At 73.2% G+C, this 18009-nt stretch carries 20 protein-coding genes and 3 tRNA genes; 12 read left to right on the plus strand and 11 right to left on the minus strand.

The features are described 5' to 3' along the window. Positions 1-2: 2 nt before the first annotated feature. The 6 genes from ACK2IS_RS03060 to ACK2IS_RS03085 all read right to left on the minus strand — a co-directional run bounded on the left by ACK2IS_RS03060 (position 3) and on the right by ACK2IS_RS03085 (position 4028). Entirely contained in the window at positions 3-1007 is a 1005-nt protein-coding gene (locus tag ACK2IS_RS03060) for an alpha/beta hydrolase (RefSeq protein WP_409484693.1), read from the minus strand. Next, complete coding sequence (locus ACK2IS_RS03065) at positions 1004-1507, minus strand: glutathione peroxidase (RefSeq protein WP_409484694.1); 504 nt, start codon at positions 1505-1507, stop codon at positions 1004-1006. The genes ACK2IS_RS03060 and ACK2IS_RS03065 overlap by 4 nt, the downstream gene beginning before the upstream one ends. Continuing rightward, a complete protein-coding gene (locus ACK2IS_RS03070) occupies positions 1504-1929 on the minus strand; it encodes an organic hydroperoxide resistance protein (protein ID WP_409484695.1) in 426 nt (141 codons plus the stop codon). Before ACK2IS_RS03070 ends, ACK2IS_RS03065 begins: the two co-directional genes overlap by 4 nt. After that, positions 1926-2081, minus strand: a complete 156-nt coding sequence (locus tag ACK2IS_RS03075) for a hypothetical protein (protein WP_409484696.1) — start codon at positions 2079-2081, stop codon at positions 1926-1928. The genes ACK2IS_RS03070 and ACK2IS_RS03075 overlap by 4 nt, the downstream gene beginning before the upstream one ends. A 73-nt stretch (positions 2082-2154) precedes the next feature. Next, a complete protein-coding gene (locus ACK2IS_RS03080) occupies positions 2155-2985 on the minus strand; it encodes a spermidine synthase (RefSeq protein WP_409484697.1) in 831 nt (276 codons plus the stop codon). Then, positions 2982-4028: a zinc-dependent alcohol dehydrogenase family protein gene (locus ACK2IS_RS03085; RefSeq protein WP_409484698.1), complete on the minus strand. Its 1047-nt coding sequence runs from the start codon at positions 4026-4028 to the stop codon at positions 2982-2984. Before ACK2IS_RS03085 ends, ACK2IS_RS03080 begins: the two co-directional genes overlap by 4 nt. Before the next feature lie 155 nt (positions 4029-4183). On the opposite strand from ACK2IS_RS03085, the gene ACK2IS_RS03090 reads away from it, so the two are divergent. The 5 genes from ACK2IS_RS03090 to purM all read left to right on the plus strand — a co-directional run bounded on the left by ACK2IS_RS03090 (position 4184) and on the right by purM (position 8591). Beyond that, entirely contained in the window at positions 4184-4570 is a 387-nt protein-coding gene (locus tag ACK2IS_RS03090) for a sterol carrier family protein (RefSeq protein ID WP_409484699.1), read from the plus strand. Between the two features lies 1 nt (position 4571). Continuing rightward, positions 4572-5540: an LLM class flavin-dependent oxidoreductase gene (locus ACK2IS_RS03095; RefSeq protein WP_409484700.1), complete on the plus strand. Its 969-nt coding sequence runs from the start codon at positions 4572-4574 to the stop codon at positions 5538-5540. A gap of 75 nt (positions 5541-5615) precedes the next feature. Further along, entirely contained in the window at positions 5616-5858 is a 243-nt protein-coding gene (locus ACK2IS_RS03100; RefSeq protein ID WP_409484701.1) for a hypothetical protein, read from the plus strand. Positions 5859-5888: 30 nt separating this feature from the next. Then, positions 5889-7388 (plus strand): amidophosphoribosyltransferase, encoded by a 1500-nt coding sequence (purF, locus tag ACK2IS_RS03105; RefSeq protein ID WP_409484702.1) that lies wholly within the window; start codon positions 5889-5891, stop codon positions 7386-7388. 90 nt (positions 7389-7478) lie between these two features. Beyond that, the gene (gene purM, locus ACK2IS_RS03110; protein ID WP_409484703.1) at positions 7479-8591 is read left to right on the plus strand and encodes a phosphoribosylformylglycinamidine cyclo-ligase; all 1113 of its coding nucleotides are present in this window, start codon (positions 7479-7481) and stop codon (positions 8589-8591) included. Positions 8592-8836: 245 nt separating this feature from the next. Here purM and ACK2IS_RS03115 read toward each other — a convergent pair whose 3' ends face one another. After that, positions 8837-9034 carry a DUF3073 domain-containing protein gene (locus ACK2IS_RS03115; RefSeq protein ID WP_409484704.1) on the minus strand — a complete coding sequence of 66 codons (198 nt, stop codon included), beginning with the start codon at positions 9032-9034 and terminating at the stop codon, positions 8837-8839. Between the two features lie 392 nt (positions 9035-9426). On the opposite strand from ACK2IS_RS03115, the gene ACK2IS_RS03120 reads away from it, so the two are divergent. The 5 genes from ACK2IS_RS03120 (at position 9427) to ACK2IS_RS03140 (ending at position 13552) form a co-directional block, all read left to right on the plus strand. Continuing rightward, positions 9427-9636, plus strand: coding sequence for a BldC family transcriptional regulator (locus ACK2IS_RS03120; RefSeq protein WP_409484705.1), 210 nt, complete (start codon positions 9427-9429; stop codon positions 9634-9636). 72 nt (positions 9637-9708) lie between these two features. After that, positions 9709-10389, plus strand: coding sequence for a SatD family protein (locus ACK2IS_RS03125; RefSeq protein ID WP_409484706.1), 681 nt, complete (start codon positions 9709-9711; stop codon positions 10387-10389). A 20-nt stretch (positions 10390-10409) separates the two neighbouring features. After that, positions 10410-11171: a hypothetical protein gene (locus tag ACK2IS_RS03130; RefSeq protein ID WP_409484707.1), complete on the plus strand. Its 762-nt coding sequence runs from the start codon at positions 10410-10412 to the stop codon at positions 11169-11171. Positions 11172-11221: 50 nt separating this feature from the next. Continuing rightward, positions 11222-12883 carry a protein kinase domain-containing protein gene (locus ACK2IS_RS03135; protein WP_409484708.1) on the plus strand — a complete coding sequence of 554 codons (1662 nt, stop codon included), beginning with the start codon at positions 11222-11224 and terminating at the stop codon, positions 12881-12883. Positions 12884-12916: 33 nt separating this feature from the next. Then, positions 12917-13552, plus strand: a complete 636-nt coding sequence (locus tag ACK2IS_RS03140) for an SGNH/GDSL hydrolase family protein (protein ID WP_409484709.1) — start codon at positions 12917-12919, stop codon at positions 13550-13552. A gap of 210 nt (positions 13553-13762) precedes the next feature. Here the strand turns inward: ACK2IS_RS03140 and ACK2IS_RS03145 are convergent. The 4 genes from ACK2IS_RS03145 to ACK2IS_RS03160 all read right to left on the minus strand — a co-directional run bounded on the left by ACK2IS_RS03145 (position 13763) and on the right by ACK2IS_RS03160 (position 15323). Beyond that, a tRNA-Phe gene (locus tag ACK2IS_RS03145) sits at positions 13763-13839 on the minus strand. 45 nt (positions 13840-13884) lie between these two features. Next, positions 13885-13961: transfer RNA gene (locus tag ACK2IS_RS03150), tRNA-Asp, on the minus strand. A 76-nt stretch (positions 13962-14037) separates the two neighbouring features. Beyond that, positions 14038-14110 (minus strand) — tRNA-Glu (locus ACK2IS_RS03155). 115 nt (positions 14111-14225) lie between these two features. Further along, on the minus strand, positions 14226-15323 hold the full coding sequence (locus tag ACK2IS_RS03160; RefSeq protein WP_409484710.1) for a PHP domain-containing protein: 1098 nt from the start codon (positions 15321-15323) through the stop codon (positions 14226-14228). A gap of 67 nt (positions 15324-15390) precedes the next feature. Here ACK2IS_RS03160 and ACK2IS_RS03165 point away from each other — a divergent pair, with 67 nt between their 5' ends. Then, complete coding sequence (locus ACK2IS_RS03165) at positions 15391-16764, plus strand: L-serine ammonia-lyase (protein ID WP_409484711.1); 1374 nt, start codon at positions 15391-15393, stop codon at positions 16762-16764. A 400-nt stretch (positions 16765-17164) separates the two neighbouring features. After that, positions 17165-18004, plus strand: a complete 840-nt coding sequence (locus tag ACK2IS_RS03170; protein ID WP_409484712.1) for a sugar phosphate nucleotidyltransferase — start codon at positions 17165-17167, stop codon at positions 18002-18004. The last annotated feature ends 5 nt before the right edge of the window (positions 18005-18009 follow it).

Raw genomic sequence — 18009 nt, forward strand, 5'->3', positions numbered from 1 at the left:
GGTCAGTCCGAGGTGCCCGGGTCCGTGGCCGGCGGCCGCGGACGAGGGCCCAGCCGGTCCCGGAGGAAGGCCGTGAGCTCGGCCATGGCCTGCGGCGCGCTGCGGCAGATCCCGGGGAAGGACAGGTAGCCGTGCGGCATCCCGACGTAGGTCGTCTCCCGCACCGGGACGCCGGCCTCGCGCAGCAGCGCGACGTAGCGCAGCCCGTCGTCGCGCAGCGGGTCGTGCTCGGCGACCTGGATCAGCGCCGGCGGCAACCCGTGGTGGTCGTGCGCGCGGGCGGGCGAGGCATAGGGGTGGTGCCGGTCCGGCTCGTGCGGGACGTAGAGGTCCCGGTAGATCAAGGCCTCACGCTGGTCGAGGATCGGGGCGTGCGCGTTGACCACCATCGACCTGGTCTCGGAGTCGAGGTCGGTCGAAGGATAGACCAGCGCCTGCGCCGTGATCGTCGGACCCGAGCGGTCACGTGCCATCAAGGTCAGGACCGCGGCCAGGTTGCCGCCGGCGCTGTCACCCAGCACGGCCAGCCTCGTCGGGTCCGCACCCCACTCCTCGGCGCGGTCGACCACGTCCAGGAGCGCGGCCCAGCAGTCCTCGGCCGCGGTCGGCCACGGGTGGGTGGGCGCGAGGCGGTAGTCGACCGACACCACGACCGCGCCGGCACCCGAGGCGACCGAGCTGCCGATCCAGTCATACCCGTCCAGGTCGCCGGCCACCCACCCGCCGCCGTGGAGCAGCAGGACGAGGGGGAGCGCAGCGTCGTCGGGGCCGCGTGCGTCGACCTGGGGACGATAGACGCGCAGCGGCGGCCGATGCTCCCCGGAGCGGACGGCCGTGTCCTGGACGGTCACGCCCGGCACCAGTCCGCCGAAGACGTGGTCCAGCACCCGGCCGTGCCCGCGGGACCGGCCCTGACGGGCGACGATCTGCTCGGGCGTGGCTCGCGCGACGGAGAAGAGCCGAAGTGCTCCCCCCAGGGCCCGCACCCGCAGGTCCGGTGCGGTCACGGACGTTCCTCCTCGGCGGTGTCGGGAAGGATGGTCTCCAGGTCGGCCCGGATCGCGTCAGGCGCGGTGGTGGGGGAGTACCTCTTGACGACGTGGCCCTGGGGGTCGACGAGGAACTTGGTGAAGTTCCACTTGACGGCGTCGCCGAGCAGTCCGCCGTGCTGGGTGCGCAGCCAGCGCCACAGGGGGTGGGCGTCCCGGCCGTTGACGTCGACCTTGGCGAACATCGGGAAGGTGACGCCGTAGTTGCGGGTGCAGAACTGGCTGATCTCGTCGGCGTCGCCGGGCTCCTGGTGGGCGAACTGGTCGCACGGGAAGCCGAGGACGGTCAGGCCGCGGTCGGCGTAGTCGTCGTAGAGGGTCTGCAGTCCTTGGTACTGGGGGGTCAGCCCGCACCTGCTGGCGGTGTTGACGACCAGGACGGCCTTCCCGGCGTAGGTGGACAGGTCCTGCTCCTCGCCGGTGAGGGTGGTGGCGGTGAAGTCGTGCAGCGTGGTCATCGGCCCTCCCGGACGGTCACGGTCACCGCGACGTTGTCGCGGACGGCGTTGCTGTAGGGGCAGACCTCGTGGGCCCGGTCGGCGAGCTGCTGCGCCTGCTCGTGAGGCAGGCCGGGGACGACGACCTCCAGGGCCACCTCGAGCCCGAAGCCACCGTCGTCGCGGGGGCCGATCCCCACCCGGGCACCGACGCCGGAGTCGCCGAGGTCGGCCTTGGCCTCGCGGGCCACGAGCTGGAGCGCCGAGTGGAAGCAGGCGGCATACCCCGCCGCGAACAGCTGCTCGGGGTTGGTCGCCCCGCCCGGGCCGCCCATCTCGCGGGGCACGGCCAGAGCGAGGTCGACCAGCCCGTCGGAGCTGCGGACGTGGCCGCTGCGACCGGCGCCGGTGGCCAGGGCCTCGGCGGTGTAGAGGGTCTTCATGGGATCTCTCCTCGGAGGTGAGGCATGGCGGCGACCGGGCGGGTGCCGGGTCGCCGGGTGGTGATCTCGTCCGCGCACGGGTCGACCAGGGCCGCTCGACGGCGCTGCACCGCGCCGGTGGGGGTCGGCTCCTGGGCTCGACGGACGATCACCCCGTGAATATTGCACACAACTTAATTGTGCGCAACCGTAGTGGGCGGCGAGGATGAGTCGTCCGTCCGTCCGTCAGCGCAGGCGCCAGGCGCCCAGGCTCGGGGGCTCGGGGGACCGGGTGCTCGCCGCGTCGGTGAGCGGTCGCACCGCAGCTGCCCGGCGGACCAGCTCGGGCCCGGCGCGCACCCCGGTCGGGAAGGGCGACCGCGCCACCCGTCGCCGGAGCTCGTCCAGGTCCAGCGGCGACGTGGACGCCACGAGCACCGAGTTGCCGAACCTGCGCCCCTTGAGCACGTCGTGGGTCGCGAGGACGCACTGCTGCCCGAGCCCGGCGACCGCGGCGCCCGCAGCCACCGCCGCGACGTAGCGGCCGGCGGCCTCGTCGGCGAGGTTGAGCAGCACCACGCCTGAGGGCGCGAGCACCCGGGCCAGGTCCGTCAGGAACTCCACGGTCCCCAGGTCGGCGGGCACCCGGCCGTCGGCGTACGCATCGACCACGACCACGTCGGCCGACCCGTCGCGCAGCGCCGCCACCCCGGACCGCCCGTCGACCGGGCGCACCCGGATCCGGTGCCGTCGGGGCAGGGGCAGCTCGCGGCGCACCGCCTCGGTGAGCTCGGCGTCCGGCTCCAGGACGATCTGGGGCGAACCCGGCCGGGTGGCCTCGACGTAGCGCGCCAGGGACAGCCCGGCCCCGCCGACGTGGGTGACGGCGAGCGGCCCGGGCGGCAGCGCGTCGAGCACGCAGGCGAAGTGCTGGACGTACTCGAAGGCCAGGACCGTCGGGTCGTCGAGGTCGACGAAGGACTGGGGGTGCCCGTCGCGCATCACCGTGGCGGCGCGCCCGGTCCGCCCGTCCAGCCAGTCCAGCCGTATGCCGGGAGAAGCCTCCTCGTCGCTCACGGCTCCAGCAGGACCTTGATCGCCCGTCGCTCGTCCATCGCGCGGTAGCCCTCGGCCACCTGGTCCAGGGGCAGGGTGCGGTCGAAGACGCGGCCCGGCTCGATGGCGCCGCAGAGCACCCGCCGGAGCAGGTCGGGCAGGTAGCGCCGCACCGGGGCCATGCCGCCCGCGAGGGAGATGTTCTTGCGGAACATCCGTTCCATCGGCGCCTCGCCGCCGTGCGGCACCCCGACGAAGCCGACGTGCCCGCCGGGCCGGGCCGAGGCGAACGCCTGGGCCATGGAGTCCTTGGTGCCGACGCACTCCAGGACGTGGTGCGCCCCGTGGCCGCCGGTGAGCTCGCGCACCCGCTCGGCACCCTCGTCGCCGCGCTCCTCGACCACGTCGGTCGCGCCGAAGGCCCGCGCCACCTCCTGGCGGGAGGCGTGCCGGGACATGGCGATGATCCGGGAGGCGCCCAGCTCGCGAGCCGCGAGGACCGCGCACAGGCCCACGGCGCCGTCGCCCACGACGGCCACCATGCCGCCGTCGCGCACGCCGGCGGACACGGCGGCGTGCCAGCCGGTGGCCATCACGTCGGACAGGGTGAGCAGGGACGGCAGCAGCTCGTCGGCCGGCATCTCGGGGGTCGCGACAAGGGTGCCGTCGGCCAGCGGCACGCGCAGCAGCTCGGCCTGGCAGCCCCCGACGGGGCGACCCTGTCGGTCGGGGGAGCCGTAGTAGCCCACCTGCTCGCAGGCGCTGTGCATGCCTTCCCGGCAGATCTCGCAGGTGTTGTCGGAGTAGGTGAACCCGCCCACCACGAACTGCCCCACGGACACGGTGGCGACGTCGGCGCCGATCGCCTCGACCACGCCGACGTACTCGTGCCCGATCGGGTGGGGCTCGTCGGTCGGGTTGACCCCGCGGTAGGGCCACAGGTCGGAGCCACAGATGCAGGACCGCACCACGCGCACGACCGCGTCGGTGGGGGCGAGCACGGTGGGGTCGGGCGTCTGCTCGAGGCGGATGTCTCGAGGGGCGTGGATCATGGTGGCGCGCATGCCCTCATGGTCCCACGCAGGATCGGCCCACGCCCGTCCTGACCACGGGCGACGTCCCCTCGCCGGCCCTGCGCGCCCGGGACAGCAGCAGCCGTAGGCCGCGGCCTGCGGCCGGACCACCCCCGCACCCCCGCTCGTCTGACAGGATCGGACGCATGCCTCCTCGCCGCCGCATCCCCGTCGCCCAGGGCCGCGAGGCGCTGGACCGCTGGCTCGCCGGGCCCGACACCGCCGACCGCACCACCACGGCCACCGCGGTGCGCCACCTGCTGGAGGAGCTCGAGCAGCGTCACCCCGGCCGCAGCCTGGAGGTGCGGGTGCCACCCTTCGGGGCCGTGCAGTGCGTGGAGGGACCGGTGCACACCCGGGGCACCCCGCCCAGCGTGGTGGAGACCGACGCGGTGACCTGGCTGCGGGTGGCGACCGGCGCCCTCTCGTGGGACGACGCGGTGACCGACGGCCGGGTGCGGGCGAGCGGGCGGCGCGCGGCGATCGGCGCGCTGCTGCCCCTGGTCCACCCGTCGAGCGCCGCGGAGTACTGAGATGACCACTGCCGAGACGGCCGCCGCCGGGACCGGCGCCGCCCGGCCGGACGTCCCCGGCCCCGACACCGCCAGCCCCGGAACCGCCAGGCCCGACCCGCCCGAGGCGCCGGCCCGCCCCGGCCCACGCCTGGGGCTGACGATCTTGCCCGAGCACCGCTGGCGCGACGCCGAGCCGCTGTGGCGCGAGGCCGACGACATGGGCTGGGACCACCTGTGGACCTATGACCACCTCACCTGGTCGGGCCTGCCGGACGCGCCGTGGTTCTCCACCGTGTCGACGTTGACGGCCGCGGCGCTGGTGACCTCCCGGGCCCGGTTGGGGACCTTCGTGGCGAGCCCGAACTTCCGCCACCCGGGCGCCTTCGTGCGCGACGTCCTGTCCCTCGACGACGTGTCCGAGGGGCGGCTGCTGCTCGGCCTGGGCACCGGCGGCGACCGGGACTCCCGCGCGCTCGGGGGACCCGGGCTCACCGTCGGGCAGCGGGTCGACCGCTTCGCGGAGTTCGCGCGGCTGCTCGACCGGCTGCTGCGGGAGGACCACGTCGACCACCGCGGCGCCTACTTCACGTGCGTCGACGTGCGCACCCTCCCGGTGCCCGCCTGCCGGCCGACCTTCGTGATGGCGGGCAACGGACCGCGCGCGCAGCGCCTGGCCGTGGAGCTCGGGGACGCCTGGGTCACCACGGGCCTGCACGGCGACGACGAGGCCGCCTGGTGGCGCAGCCTGCGCGAGCTCTCGGGCCGGATGGCCGAGCTCGCCCCGCCCGTGGGCTTCCGCCGCTACGTCCACGCCGACCCGGCCCACCGCTTCGCGCTGGAGTCGGCCGACCGCTTCGAGGACGTCGTGGGCCGGCTCGCCGAGCTGGGCTTCACCGACGTGATCACCCACCGGCCCCGGCCCGAGGGTCCCTACGCCGGGGACGAGCGGGTCCTCGCGCAGGTGGCCTCAAGGCTGCTCGCCCGCTGAGCGGGGCCGCGGCGTGCCCGTACCCCCGCGGCGGCCGGACCCCCGCAGCGGGCCGTCGCTCGATAGACTGCTGCCGTGACCGAGCCCGCGCCCCGCCCCCGTCGGGGCCAGCCCAGCTTCTCCCGCTTCATCATCACCGGAGCGGTGCTGGGAGTGATTCTCGCCACTGGTCTGGCGATGATCTCCGAGGCCCGGCTGGACCCCTCCCACGCGACCTACGGGCTCGGTCGCGTGCTCATGTACTTCGCCGTCGTCGGTGGCGGGCTGGGTGCCCTGCTCGGAGCGGTCGTCGCCCTGCTGCTCGATCGCCGGAGGTGACCCCTCCCGGCGCTGTGGGACACTGGCGCGGTGGCACGAGGTGACGGTCGACTCAATCACGACATCCTTCCCGGGGAGTCCGGCCCGCAGGACGCCTGCGGCGTCTTCGGGGTCTGGGCACCCGGCGAGGAGGTCGGCAAGCTCGCCTACTACGGGCTCTACGCGCTGCAGCACCGTGGCCAGGAGTCGGCGGGCATCGCCACCTCCGACGGCACGCGGATGCTGGTCTACAAGGACATGGGTCTGGTCTCGCAGGTCTTCGACGAGACCTCCCTCAGCTCGCTGACCGGGCACCTGGCGATCGGGCACACCCGCTACTCCACGACCGGCGCCAGCCGGTGGGAGAACGCCCAGCCCACCCTCGGCGGCACCGAGCACCACACCATCGCGCTGGCCCACAACGGCAACCTCATCAACACCGAGGAGCTGCGCGAGGTCCTCGCCTCCCGCCACGTCGACGGCTTCGGCGACGCGGGCGGGGAGATGCGTCGCGGCAACACCACCGACACCGCCATCGTCACCTCGCTGCTCGGCAGCCGCGGCGAGGACGTCTCCCTGGAGGAGGCCGCCCTCGCCGACCTGCCCCTGATCAAGGGCGCCTACTGCTTCGTCTTCATGGACGAGCAGACCCTGTACGCCGCGCGAGACCCGCAGGGGGTCCGCCCGCTCGTCATCGGCCGACTGGAGCGCGGCTGGGTGGTGGCCTCCGAGACGGCGGCGCTGGACATCGTGGGCGCCAGCTTCGTGCGCGAGGTGGAGCCCGGCGAGCTGGTCGTCATCGACGAGTCGGGGCTGCGGGCGCGGCCCTTCGCCGAGCCGGCCCGCAAGGGCTGCGTGTTCGAGTACGTCTACCTCGCCCGCCCGGACACCACCATCGCGGGGCGCGGGGTCTACGCCGCCCGCGTCGAGATGGGGCGCCGCCTGGCCCAGGAGCACCCGGTCGAGGCCGACATGGTCATGCCCTCGCCCGAGTCGGGGACGCCTGCGGCGATCGGGTATGCCGAGCAGTCCGGCATCCCGTACGGCCAGGGGCTGGTCAAGAACGCCTACGTCGGCCGCACCTTCATCGCCCCCTCGCAGACCATCCGACAGCTGGGCATCCGGCTCAAGCTCAACCCCCTGCGCGAGGTCATCAGGGGCAAGCGCCTGGTGGTCGTGGACGACTCCATCGTCCGAGGCAACACCCAGCGGGCGCTGGTCCGGATGCTGCGTGAGGCGGGGGCGGCGGAGGTGCACGTCCGCATCTCCTCCCCGCCGGTGCGCTGGCCCTGCTTCTACGGCATCGACTTCGCGAGCCGGGCCGAGCTGATCGCGACCGGTCTGGACGTGGAGGCGGTGCGTCAGGCGATCGGCGCCGACAGCCTCGGCTACATCGGCGAGGAGGGCATGGTGGGTGCGACCGAGCAGCCCCGTGACCGGCTGTGCACCGCGTGCTTCTCGGGGGAGTACCCCCTCGGGGTCCCCCGCGACCAGGAGAAGGTCCTGGGCACCCCCCACGAGGCCGACACCCCGCGCGGCGTCACCGTCTGAACGATCTCTCGTCCGAGAGGTCCGTCGGCGGGCGACCCGCGACCTCCCCCGGCATACCGCTGCTTGCCCCTCCGCAGAAAGGCCCCACCCATGAGCGAGCCCATCACCTATGCGTCCGCGGGCGTCGACGTCGAGGCCGGTGACCGCGCCGTCGAGCTGATGAAGGACTCGGTGCGCCGCGCCACCCGCCCCGAGGTGCTGGGCGGGCTTGGCGGCTTCGCCGGGATGTTCGACGCCTCGGCGCTGGCCGGGATGAGGCGCCCGGTGCTGGCCACCTCGACGGACGGGGTCGGCACCAAGGTCGCGATCGCCCAGGCGATGGACCGCCACGACACCATCGGCTACGACCTGGTCGGCATGGTGGTCGACGACATCGTGGTCTGCGGGGCCGAGCCGCTGTTCATGACCGACTACATCGCCACCGGCAAGGTCGTGCCCGAGCGGATCGCCGCCATCGTGTCCGGCATCGCGGCGGCCTGCGAGCAGGCGGGGGTGGCCCTGGTCGGCGGGGAGACCGCCGAGCACCCGGGCCTGCTCGACCCGGACGAGTACGACTGCGCCGGGGCGGCGACCGGCGTGGTCGAGCACGACGAGGTGCTCGGTCCGCAGCGGGTCCGTGCGGGCGACGTCGTCCTCGGCATGGCGAGCTCCGGGCTGCACTCCAACGGCTACTCCCTGGTGCGCCGCGTGTTCTCGGCCGCCGGATGGGACTACGAGCGGCCCGTGGCCGAGCTCGGCACGACGCTGGGGGAGTCGCTGCTGACGCCCACGCGGGTCTACTCCCGCGACCTGCTGGCGCTGATCAGGGCCGAGGGCGTCGACGTCCACGCGCTGTCCCACGTCACCGGTGGCGGGCTGGCGGCCAACCTCGCCCGGGTCCTGCCGCAGGGCGTCCTCGCGACCCTGGACCGCTCCACCTGGACGCCGGCGCCGGTCTTCGGGCTGGTGCAGCGCCTCGGCCAGGTGCCCCTGGCGGACCTGGAGCGCACCCTCAACATGGGCGTGGGCTTCGTCGCGGTGCTGCCCGAGGAGTCGGTGGACCGCGCGCTGGCGGTGTGCGCGGACCGTGACCTGCCGGCGTGGGTGATGGGCCGGGTCGCCGACCGGGCGAGCGTCACGCCCGCCGAGGGCCACGAGGTCGTGCACGGCGCCAAGGGGGTCGACGGCGGCGCGGTCCAGCTCCTCGGGTCGTATGCCGACTGACGGGTGCTGACGGGCGGCCGCTGGGGGCTGACGGGCGGCCGCCGGGTGCACCGGTCCGCCGTCCCGGCCGACCGTCGAGCCCGCTGCCAGGCCGACGGCTCCAGCCCCGCCAGGCACGACAGTGGGGAGGACGTCACCGGTGGGTGTCGTCCTCCCCACTGTCGTCGAGGCGGAGGGATCGCGATCTCCGAGGCCGGAGCGTCGCCGACCCGAAGCCGCGAGCGGTCAGGTCCGCAGGACGGGCATCAGCGCCCGCTGGCTGCCCAGCCGTCGTAGTCGTCGTAGTCGTCCTCGTCGTCCTGCGTGTTGCGGGTCTCGCCCGACTCACGCTGCGACGATGCGTGCAGTTCTCGCTCAAGAGCACTCAGATCGGTGTCGGGAGTGAAGTACTTCAGCTCCCGGGCGACCTTCGTCTGCTTGGCCTTGGCCCGGCCGCGCCCCATGGCGTGACCCCCTCGCGCGTCTGCCGGAGCAGCATCGTCTGCCGCGACTGACGTCGTGGCGGGCGGAGCGACCCCGGGAATCTCGTGTCTTCGTGAGGGACACGGTACATGCTGCGAAGGACTGATGTGCAGTCGCGCTGAGGGGCGATGCGGTAGGTGAACACTCGGAGTAATCAAGTGGCCTCGTTCGGCAATTGCTGAGGTCGGACTAGTTACCCCCATATGGGGGTAAGATTCCACAGACACCGCTCATACGTTACATTCGGTAGTAGCATTTCGAGTCAGACGGACGTTCCATGCCTATCTGTGACTACTGAGAGTGACTTAGTAACGGAGCGGCGAGAGGGTCCACACGACGGGGACGCACGTCCCCCAGAGCACGGGGAGTACACATGCCGCAGCGCGATCAGGATGGCGAGAAGCTGCTGACGCCCGCCGAGGTGGCCGAGCTCTTCCGGGTGGACCCCAAGACGGTCACTCGGTGGGCCAAGGCCGGCAAGCTCAACTCGATCCGCACTCTGGGCGGTCACCGCAGGTATCGGGAGACCGAGATCCGCCAGCTGCTCGACGGGGTCGGTGAGGGCGCCCGCCTCGCCCACTGACCGTCTGCTCATGGCGCCCCGGATATCAGTTCTCAACTGATATCCAGGGCGCCGCTCGCTACACTCGACGACATGCCAGGCCAGCAGCGCGCAGTCCCTGTCCTCGACGACGCGCACGTCCTCCTGGGCGACCTCGTGCGATCGCGTGCGACCACCGACCGGATGGCCCTGCACCGGACGGTGGAGCAGGCCCTGGCGCGGACCCAGGCGCTGGTCCCGGCCGTGATGGCGCCCACGGTGACGGTGGGGGACGAGTTCCAGGGGGTGTACGCGACGGCGGGGGAGGCCGTCCTGGCCTCCCTGGTGGTGCGGCTGCTGCTGCTCCCCGACATGGACGCACGGTGCGGACTCGGCCGCGGGCGGGTGCAGGTCCTGGACGACACGCGCACCCCGCCGCTGCAGGACGGCCCGGCGTGGTGGGCCGCGCGCCAGGCGATCGAGGAGGCCGAGCGGCGGGGCGCGCGGCCGGCGACCCGGTCCTGCCGCAGCTGGTACGCCCACGGGCCGGGAGCGTCCGCGGACGGCGAAGCCGGCATACGGGCCGTGCTCGTGCTGCGGGACGAGGTGGTGGCCGCGCTCGACGATCGCGCGCGGAGGGTGCTCCTGGGGGGTCTGTCGGACCTGACCCAGACGATGATCGCCAGGCAGGAGGGCATCACCCAGTCCGCCGTGTCCCAGATCGTCTCCCGGGGCGGTCTGGCTGCGGTGGTCGAGTCCCATCGCCTGCTGCGGGCGGCCGACCGGCCCGCCTGACCCGACCGTGGGGAGCGCTCGTGACCTTCCTCGCCACCTGGCTGCTCGCGGCCGGCCTCGGCGACCTCCTGCGTCCGGGGGCGGAGCTGGACCCCCGGCGACGCTGGTGGTGGCCCGCGGCCCTGGGCGTCCCGGTGCTCGTCGTCGTCTGGCTGCTCGCGGGCGTCGGCGGCGGGCCGCGCCTGGTGGCCCTGCCCCTGATGGCCGCCCTGCTGGTCGCCTGGGCGCACGCGTCCACCTCGGCCGTCGCGGCGGGGGCGGGGGAGGAGTCTTCCGCCCATCCGGCCGACCCGCACCGTCCGGCGGCCCTGGTGGTGCTCCTCGGAGCCGTCGTCGTCGGCTTCGCGGTGGCCGGGCTGGACCCCGCCGTGGCCGGGCCCCTCGCCCGGTGGTGGCGCGGACTGGGGCTGGAGGCGCTCGCCACGGTGTCCCCGACGCGTGCCCTCATGGTCCTGGCCGTGGTCGTGGCACAGGTGGGGACGGGCAACGTCGTCGTCCGGCTCGTCCTCGACGCGGCCGGGGCCCGTCGTGAGCCCGGCGTCCTGCGCGGCGGGCGCTGGCTCGGTCCGATGGAGCGGCTCTTCCTCGTCACCCTGGCGCTGGCCGGGCAGCCGACGGCCGCCGCGGTGGTGGTCGCGGCCAAGGGTCTGCTGCGCTTCCCCGAGCTGCAGGACCAGCGGGGCGCCGGTCAGCGGATCGACACCGTGACCGAGTACTTCCTCCTGGGCACCTTCACCTCCTGGATCGTCGCTCTGGGATCGGTGATGCTCACCCTCCGATGACAGGGCGGGTACGGCGCAGAATCACCAGCGACGTTTGTGACAATGACCCCATGAGTGCAGACACGGTGCTGGCGGGACGCTATCGACTGGACCGCTCCATCGGCCGCGGGGGCATGGGGCAGGTGTGGTCGGCGCACGACCTGCGGCTGCAGCGGCAGGTGGCCGTCAAGACCGTCGACCTCGCGGCGGCGGGCGACGACGTGGCGGCAGCCCGGTTCCAGCAAGAGGCCCAGGCCACGGCCGCCCTGTCCCACCCCAACATCGTCACGATCTTCGACAACGGCATGGACGGCACCACCGCCTTCCTCGTGATGGAGCTGCTCTCCGGGCCGAGCCTGGAGGAGCTGGTCCAGGACGAGGGGCCCCTGCCGGTCGACCAGGCGCTGGAGTACGCCCAGGACACCGCGTCGGCGCTGGGGGCCGCCCACCGAGCCGGAATCGTGCACCGCGACGTCAAGCCGAGCAACCTGATGCTCGACGCCCGCGGGGCCCTGAAGATGGTGGACTTCGGCATCGCCCGCCTGGACCAGGCGCGCACCAGCCGGCTCACCGCCACCGCCATGGTCATCGGCAGCGCACCCTACCTGTCGCCCGAGCAGGCGACGGGCGGGATCGCGAGCCCGCAGAGCGACCTGTACTCCCTCGGCTGCGTCCTCATGGCGCTGCTGACGGGCGAGCCGCCGTTCGAGGGCGAGCACGCGCTGGCGATCCTGCACCAGCACCTGAGCGCGACTCCGCCGCGCCCCTCCGACCTGCGCCCCGGTGTGCCGGCCACCGTCGACGACCTGGTGGCCCAGCTGCTCGCCAAGCGGCCCGAGGAGCGCCCCGCCAGCGCCGGTGACGTGGCCGGCCGGATCGCGGCCATCCGCCGTGGCGTCGCCCCCCGCACCACGGTGCTGCCCCAGGCCGGCGAGGCCGCGGCCACGACGGTGCTGCCCCCGTCGGCGGGTGCCGGGGGCACCCGGGTCCAGCCCGCGGTGACCGGGCCGGCGCCGGTCGCCACCTCCACGACGGGCGCCACCGCGCAGACGGCGACCGGCGCCACGGCGCAGCCCGCCACCGGGACCGGCCGGGTCGAGCCGGAGCCGCAGCGCCGTCGCCGCGGCGGGCTGGCGGCCCTCGTCTTCGTCCTCCTGCTCCTGGCGGCGACGGTCGGGCTGCTGTGGAGGCTGGGGATCATGTCGGGCACCGGCGCCCCCGCGACGCCGGCCCCCACCACCACCCCCGCTCCGGTCGTCCCCACCACCACCGAGGAGCCCTCGCCCACGGCCACGGCCACGTCCACCACCCGCAGGCCCCGGCGCACCAGCGCGGCGCCGACGAGGACCGCCACCTCGCACCCCACCGTGACCGTGACGGAGACCAGGCGGCCCACCCCCACCGACACCCCCACCCCTGCCGACACCCCGACCGACACCAGCCCGGCGCCGGACCCCACGTGGACCACGGCGGCCGCAGCCTCGGTCGGCGTCCTGCAGCAGGCCGTCGACGCGATGACGCTGCCCAAGCCCTTCGACCGGGACGCCACCGGGGCGGTCCACCACCTGTCCCGGGCCGTCGACAAGGGCGACGCGCAGGCCGCTCGCGCCGCGCTGGGGGAGCTGCAGTCGACCCTGGAGGACGCCTCCCAGCAGGGCGCGGTGGACGGCGCCGTCAAGGACGCGGTGTCGGGGGCGCTGAACCAGGTGAACCAGCTGCTGCCACCTGCCTGACAGGCATCGGCGGGCCGCTGCTAGCCTGCGGCCATGCCTCCGGCTCGAGGGTTTCCCACCGTGGTCTTCTACGGCGACTCCATCGTCACCGGCTGGCGCGGGATCTCGGCCCCCCAGCGGCGGTGGAGCAGCCTGGTGTGCGCCGAGCTCGGGTGGCGGGAGGTGAACCTCGCCATCGACGGCATGGGTTTCTGCCGCCGCCGAGGTCCGCGGGACGCCGCCGGACGACTCACCGCCTCCACCACCGACACCACCCTGCTGGACGCCGCCGTCCGGCTCGGTCCGGACGCGGTCGTCGTGTGTCTGAGCGCCAACGACCTGGAGCACGTCGAGGCCGACGCCGACCAGGTCGAGGAGTGCGTCCGACGTGACTTCCGGGAGCTGACCCGGGGCCTGCCAGGGGTGCCCGTCGTGGCGGTGACCTACTTCCGGGGGACCTCCCTCGGCTGGCGAGGCCTGCGGATCGTCGCCAACGTCGAGCGTGCCTGCGCCGAGTACGGCGCGATCTACGTCGAGGACTTCCGGCGTGTGGTGGACGGTGATCCGAGCCTGCTGAGCTGGGACGGCATACACCCCAACGACGCCGGGCACCGGGCGCTCGCCGACTGCATCCTGCCCACCCTGCGGGCCCTCGACCTGGGCGCCGGCTCCGTGGCGGCCGGCGCCTGAGCCACCGACCTCCCGCGTCGCCCCGGACGTCGGGGCCAGGCCCGGAAGCCTGGGTGAACGACCGGTGCTCACCGAGGTCGCTCCCCGGTCCCGGAGCGGGAAGAGCCACCTGGGAGGTGAGCGAGGGAACGCCGCGTGCCGCAGGCTGCTGTCGGGCCCGCCCGACGGGGACGCAAGAAAGCCGCACCCCGTGATGGAGTGCGGCTCGCGTGGTGGCCAGGGGCGGGGTCGAACCGCCGACCTTCCGATTTTCAGTCGGACGCTCGTACCAACTGAGCTACCTGGCCTCGCAACATCCTCAGATATCGCGAAGTCTCTCCCGAAGGAGAGACTGGCGACCCCGACCGGGCTCGAACCGGCGACCTCCGCCGTGACAGGGCGGCGCGCTAACCAACTGCGCTACGGGGCCAAGAGAGGGGTCTCACCTCAGCACTCGGATCCGAGTGGCTGGCCGTGACCAACGCTCCAGATCTTACATGCTCCAGCATCCCCAACGGGATTCGAACCCGTGCTACCGCCGTGAAAGGGCGGGGTCCTAGGCCGCTAGACGATGGGGACCGACGTCTCGTCGGGCCCGACTGCCAGCGCTCCTGTAGCTCGTGCCCGTCGAGGACTTGGAAAGCATAGGGGACAGTTCGCGGGAACTCCTAATCGGCCCCGGCGGGGGTCCCCGTCAGCGCCGGGAGGCCCACTCCAGCAGGCGATCCCGCGGCCAGGTCGTGACGATCCGCTCCGCCGGCACCCCCAGGTGCCAGGCGCGCTCGGCCCCCAGCTGTTGGAGGTCGAGCTGGCCCGGGGCGTGCGCGTCGGTGTCGATGGCGAAGAGGCAGCCCAGCTCCAGCGCCAGGGCGATCAGGTCGTCCGGCGGGTCCTGCCGCTCCGGACGGGAGTTGATCTCCACGGCGACGCCGTGGGCCGCGCACGCCTCGAAGACCGCGCGGGCGTCGAACTGCGACCGGGGCCGGGTGCCGCGCCCTCCAGCGACCAGCCGGCCGGTGCAGTGGCCGAGGACGTCGGTGTGCGGGTTGCTGACGGCCGCGACCATCCGGCGGGTCATGGCGGGAGGGTCCATCCGCAGCTTGGAGTGGACCGAGGCGACCACCACGTCGAGCTCGGCCAGCAGGTCGGGCTCCTGGTCGAGCGAGCCGTCGTCGAGGATGTCCACCTCGATGCCGGAGAGCAGCCGGAAGCTGTCGGGGACGATCTCGTTGACGGCCGCGACCACGCCCAGCTGTCGCCGCAGCCGCTCGGGCGACAGGCCGTTGGCGACCTTGAGGCGGGGCGAGTGGTCGGTGAGCACCTGGTACTCCCGGCCCAGCTCGACGGCGGTCAGGACCAGCTCGTCGATGGGGGACCCGCCGTCGGACCAGTCGCTGTGGCTGTGCAGGTCGCCGCGCAGCTGCGCGATCAGCCCGGCGCCGTCCCGGGCGAGGGGGGCGGACTCCCGGGCCTCCAGGTCGGTGAGGTATGCCGGGACCTCGCCCCTCAGGACCGCCAGCGCGATGGCCTCGCTGCCCTTGCCGACGCCGGGCAGCCGCTGGAGGGTGCGGGTGCGGGCCTGGTCGGCCAGCTCCTCGTCGGTGAGCGCCCCGATCGTGGCGGCGGCGCCGCGGAAGGCCTTGATCCGATAGCTCGACTCCAGCGCCCGCTCCAGCAGGAAGGCGATCCGCCGGAGGGTGAGCACGACCCCGGCCACGTCCGGCGTGGCCGGCCCCAGGGGATCGAGCGAGGCCGAGCCGTGGCGGGTGGGACGGGCGTCCTTGGTCGTCATACGGTGATGGTGGCACCGCAGGGGGGTGGCTTGGAGCTTGTCGCGCAGGTCACATACCGTTCGTGGCATGGCCCTCAGCGTCTTCGACCTCTTCTCGATCGGCATCGGTCCCTCCAGCTCGCACACCGTCGGGCCGATGCGGGCGGCGCTCATGTTCGTGGAGCTGCTGGACCGGGAGGGCCTGCTGGAGCGGGTGCGCACGGTGCACGTCGAGCTCTACGGCTCGCTGGGTGCGACCGGTCACGGGCACGGCTCCGACAAGGCGGTCCTGCTGGGCCTCGCGGGCAACGCCCCCGAGACCATCGACCCGCGCGGCTGCGAGGGGGACCTGCGCCAGATCCGCCAGGACAAGCGGATCCGGCTGATCGGCCGTCACGAGATCGGCTTCGACGAGGACGTCGACCTGGTGATGCACCGCACCCAGGCCCTGCCTGCCCACTCCAACGGGATGACCTGCTCCGCGGTCGTGGACGGCCTGGACGAGCCGGTCGAGCGGACGTACTACTCCGTCGGCGGCGGCTTCGTCGTCACCGAGGACGGCTCCGGCGTGCGCCGCATCGTGGAGGACACGACCCCGGTGCCGCATCCCTTCCGCACCGGCGACGAGCTGCTCGCGATCTGCGAGGAGACGGGGCTGTCGATCTCCCAGGTGATGCTGGAGAACGAGCTGTCCTGGCGCTCCCGCGAGGAGGTCGTCCAAGGGCTGCTGGGGATCTGGCGGGTCATGCAGGAGTGCGTCGACAACGGTGTGTCGACCGAGGGGATCCTCCCCGGCGGGCTGCGGGTGCGCCGCCGTGCCCCGGAGCTCGCGGTGCGTCTCGCCATCGAGGACGGGCAGCCCGACCCGTTGCGGGGCCTGGACTGGATCACGCTCTACGCCCTCGCCGTCAACGAGGAGAACGCCGCGGGCGGGCGGGTCGTGACGGCCCCGACCAACGGCGCGGCCGGGATCATCCCGGCCGTGCTGCACTACTACACGCGGTTCGTGCCCGGGGCCACCGACCTGGGGGTCGTGCGCTTCCTGCTCACCGCCGCCGCGATCGGGGTGATCATCAAGGAGACGGCCTCCATCTCGGGGGCCGAGGTGGGGTGCCAGGGCGAGGTCGGGTCGGCGTGCGCGATGGCTGCGGCGGGTATGGCGGCCGTCCTCGGCGGCACCCCTCGGCAGGTGGAGAACGCCGCCGAGATCGGCATGGAGCACAACCTGGGCCTGACCTGCGACCCGGTCGGCGGCCTGGTGCAGATCCCGTGCATCGAGCGCAACGCGGTCGCGGCGGTCAAGGCGGTCACCGCCGCCCGCACGGCCATCCACGGCGACGGACGGCACATCGTCTCCCTGGACAAGGTGGTCAAGACCATGCGCGAGACCGGTGCCGACATGAAGGTGAAGTACAAGGAGACGGCGCGCGGGGGGCTTGCGGTCAACGTCATCGAGTGCTGACCCCCGCGCCGCCGGTCACGTTCCGTGTAGGCCGGGGAGGGGTGCAGGCTGCCGTCGCGGGCGGTGCCGTGGGTCGACGTGGTGGGACGCGGCACCCACGGCGCCGGCATACGGCCCGCACGACCAGGCGCGAGGGACCAGTGGAACACGACTACGCGTATCGACGAGTAACTCTACGTGCATGACTTGCCGCATCCTCGTGATAACTCCCTCGCCCACCGACAGGCCATGGCCAGGGCACCTAGAGTGATCAACGGCTGTGATCGACCTGAGATCCGGCGTGAGCCGTGGGGGCGAGCCGCCGGCGGTCACGACCTGGGGAGACGTGGGGGGAGCTGCGCGCCAGGGGACGCGGCCGCTCGGCGCCGACCGGCGCAGCCGCCACACGAGAGGTAGCCCAGTGACCGTTGACCAGCACGAGACGGGAGACCGAGGCGTGGACGTCTCGCAGATCCCCGTCGTCATCCTCTGCGGGGGGCAGGGGACCCGCATCCGCGAGGCCAGCGAGAGGCTCCCCAAGCCGATGATCGCCATCGGCGACAAGCCCATCGTCTGGCACATCATGAAGACCTACCACGAGCACGGCTTCCGCCGGTTCGTGCTGTGCCTCGGCTACAAGTCCGACATCATCAAGACCTACTTCCTGGACCGTCAGCGGCTCTCCGCGGACGTCATCCTGCGCCCCGGGCAGGAGCCGGAGTTCCGCGGCGGCGACCGCACCGAGGAGGAGTGGGAGGTCACCCTCGTCGAGACCGGTCTGGACGCCGGGACCGGCGGCCGGGTCAAGCTCGCCGCCCGGTACCTCGACGCGCCGTACTTCATGCTGACCTACGGCGACGGCATCGGTGACGTCGACCTCACCGCCCAGGTCCGCCACGCGGTGCGGATGGACAAGATCGCCTGCGTCACCGGTGTCCACCCGGCCTCGCGGTACGGCGAGATGCACGTGGACGACGCCGGGGAGATGGTCACCGAGTTCAACGAGAAGCCCACCCTGGCCGCGGGCTGGGTCTCGGGCGGATTCTTCATGATGAAGCGGGAGTTCGTCGACCGCTACCTCGCCGGCATCGAGGTCGAGGACATGCTGGAGAAGAAGCCCCTGCGCCAGGCCTCGCGCGACGGCGAGCTCGCGGTCTACGAGCACGAGGGCTTCTGGATGGGCATGGACACCTTCCGGGACTGGAAGGAGCTCAACGAGCGCTGGGACGAGGGCAAGGCGCCCTGGAAGATCTGGGAGTGAGGGAG

The organism is Arsenicicoccus dermatophilus, from assembly GCF_046267915.1.
Classification (GTDB): domain Bacteria; phylum Actinomycetota; class Actinomycetes; order Actinomycetales; family Dermatophilaceae; genus Arsenicicoccus; species Arsenicicoccus dermatophilus_A.

What these genes read in the sequence shown, in the direction of transcription:
- ACK2IS_RS03065 (WP_409484694.1), bottom strand. Translation starts at nt 1,507, where the DNA reads ATGACCACGCTGCACGACTTCACCGCCACCACCCTCACCGGCGAGGAG.
- ACK2IS_RS03070 (WP_409484695.1), bottom strand. Translation starts at nt 1,929, where the DNA reads ATGAAGACCCTCTACACCGCCGAGGCCCTGGCCACCGGCGCCGGTCGC.
- ACK2IS_RS03085 (WP_409484698.1), bottom strand. Translation starts at nt 4,028, where the DNA reads ATGCGCGCCACCATGATCCACGCCCCTCGAGACATCCGCCTCGAGCAG.
- ACK2IS_RS03090 (WP_409484699.1), top strand. Translation starts at nt 4,184, where the DNA reads ATGCCTCCTCGCCGCCGCATCCCCGTCGCCCAGGGCCGCGAGGCGCTG.
- ACK2IS_RS03095 (WP_409484700.1), top strand. Translation starts at nt 4,572, where the DNA reads ATGACCACTGCCGAGACGGCCGCCGCCGGGACCGGCGCCGCCCGGCCG.
- purM (WP_409484703.1), top strand. Translation starts at nt 7,479, where the DNA reads ATGAGCGAGCCCATCACCTATGCGTCCGCGGGCGTCGACGTCGAGGCC.
- ACK2IS_RS03115 (WP_409484704.1), bottom strand. Translation starts at nt 9,034, where the DNA reads ATGGGGCGCGGCCGGGCCAAGGCCAAGCAGACGAAGGTCGCCCGGGAG.
- ACK2IS_RS03120 (WP_409484705.1), top strand. Translation starts at nt 9,427, where the DNA reads ATGCCGCAGCGCGATCAGGATGGCGAGAAGCTGCTGACGCCCGCCGAG.
- ACK2IS_RS03125 (WP_409484706.1), top strand. Translation starts at nt 9,709, where the DNA reads ATGCCAGGCCAGCAGCGCGCAGTCCCTGTCCTCGACGACGCGCACGTC.
- ACK2IS_RS03135 (WP_409484708.1), top strand. Translation starts at nt 11,222, where the DNA reads ATGAGTGCAGACACGGTGCTGGCGGGACGCTATCGACTGGACCGCTCC.
- ACK2IS_RS03140 (WP_409484709.1), top strand. Translation starts at nt 12,917, where the DNA reads ATGCCTCCGGCTCGAGGGTTTCCCACCGTGGTCTTCTACGGCGACTCC.
- ACK2IS_RS03160 (WP_409484710.1), bottom strand. Translation starts at nt 15,323, where the DNA reads ATGACGACCAAGGACGCCCGTCCCACCCGCCACGGCTCGGCCTCGCTC.
- ACK2IS_RS03165 (WP_409484711.1), top strand. Translation starts at nt 15,391, where the DNA reads ATGGCCCTCAGCGTCTTCGACCTCTTCTCGATCGGCATCGGTCCCTCC.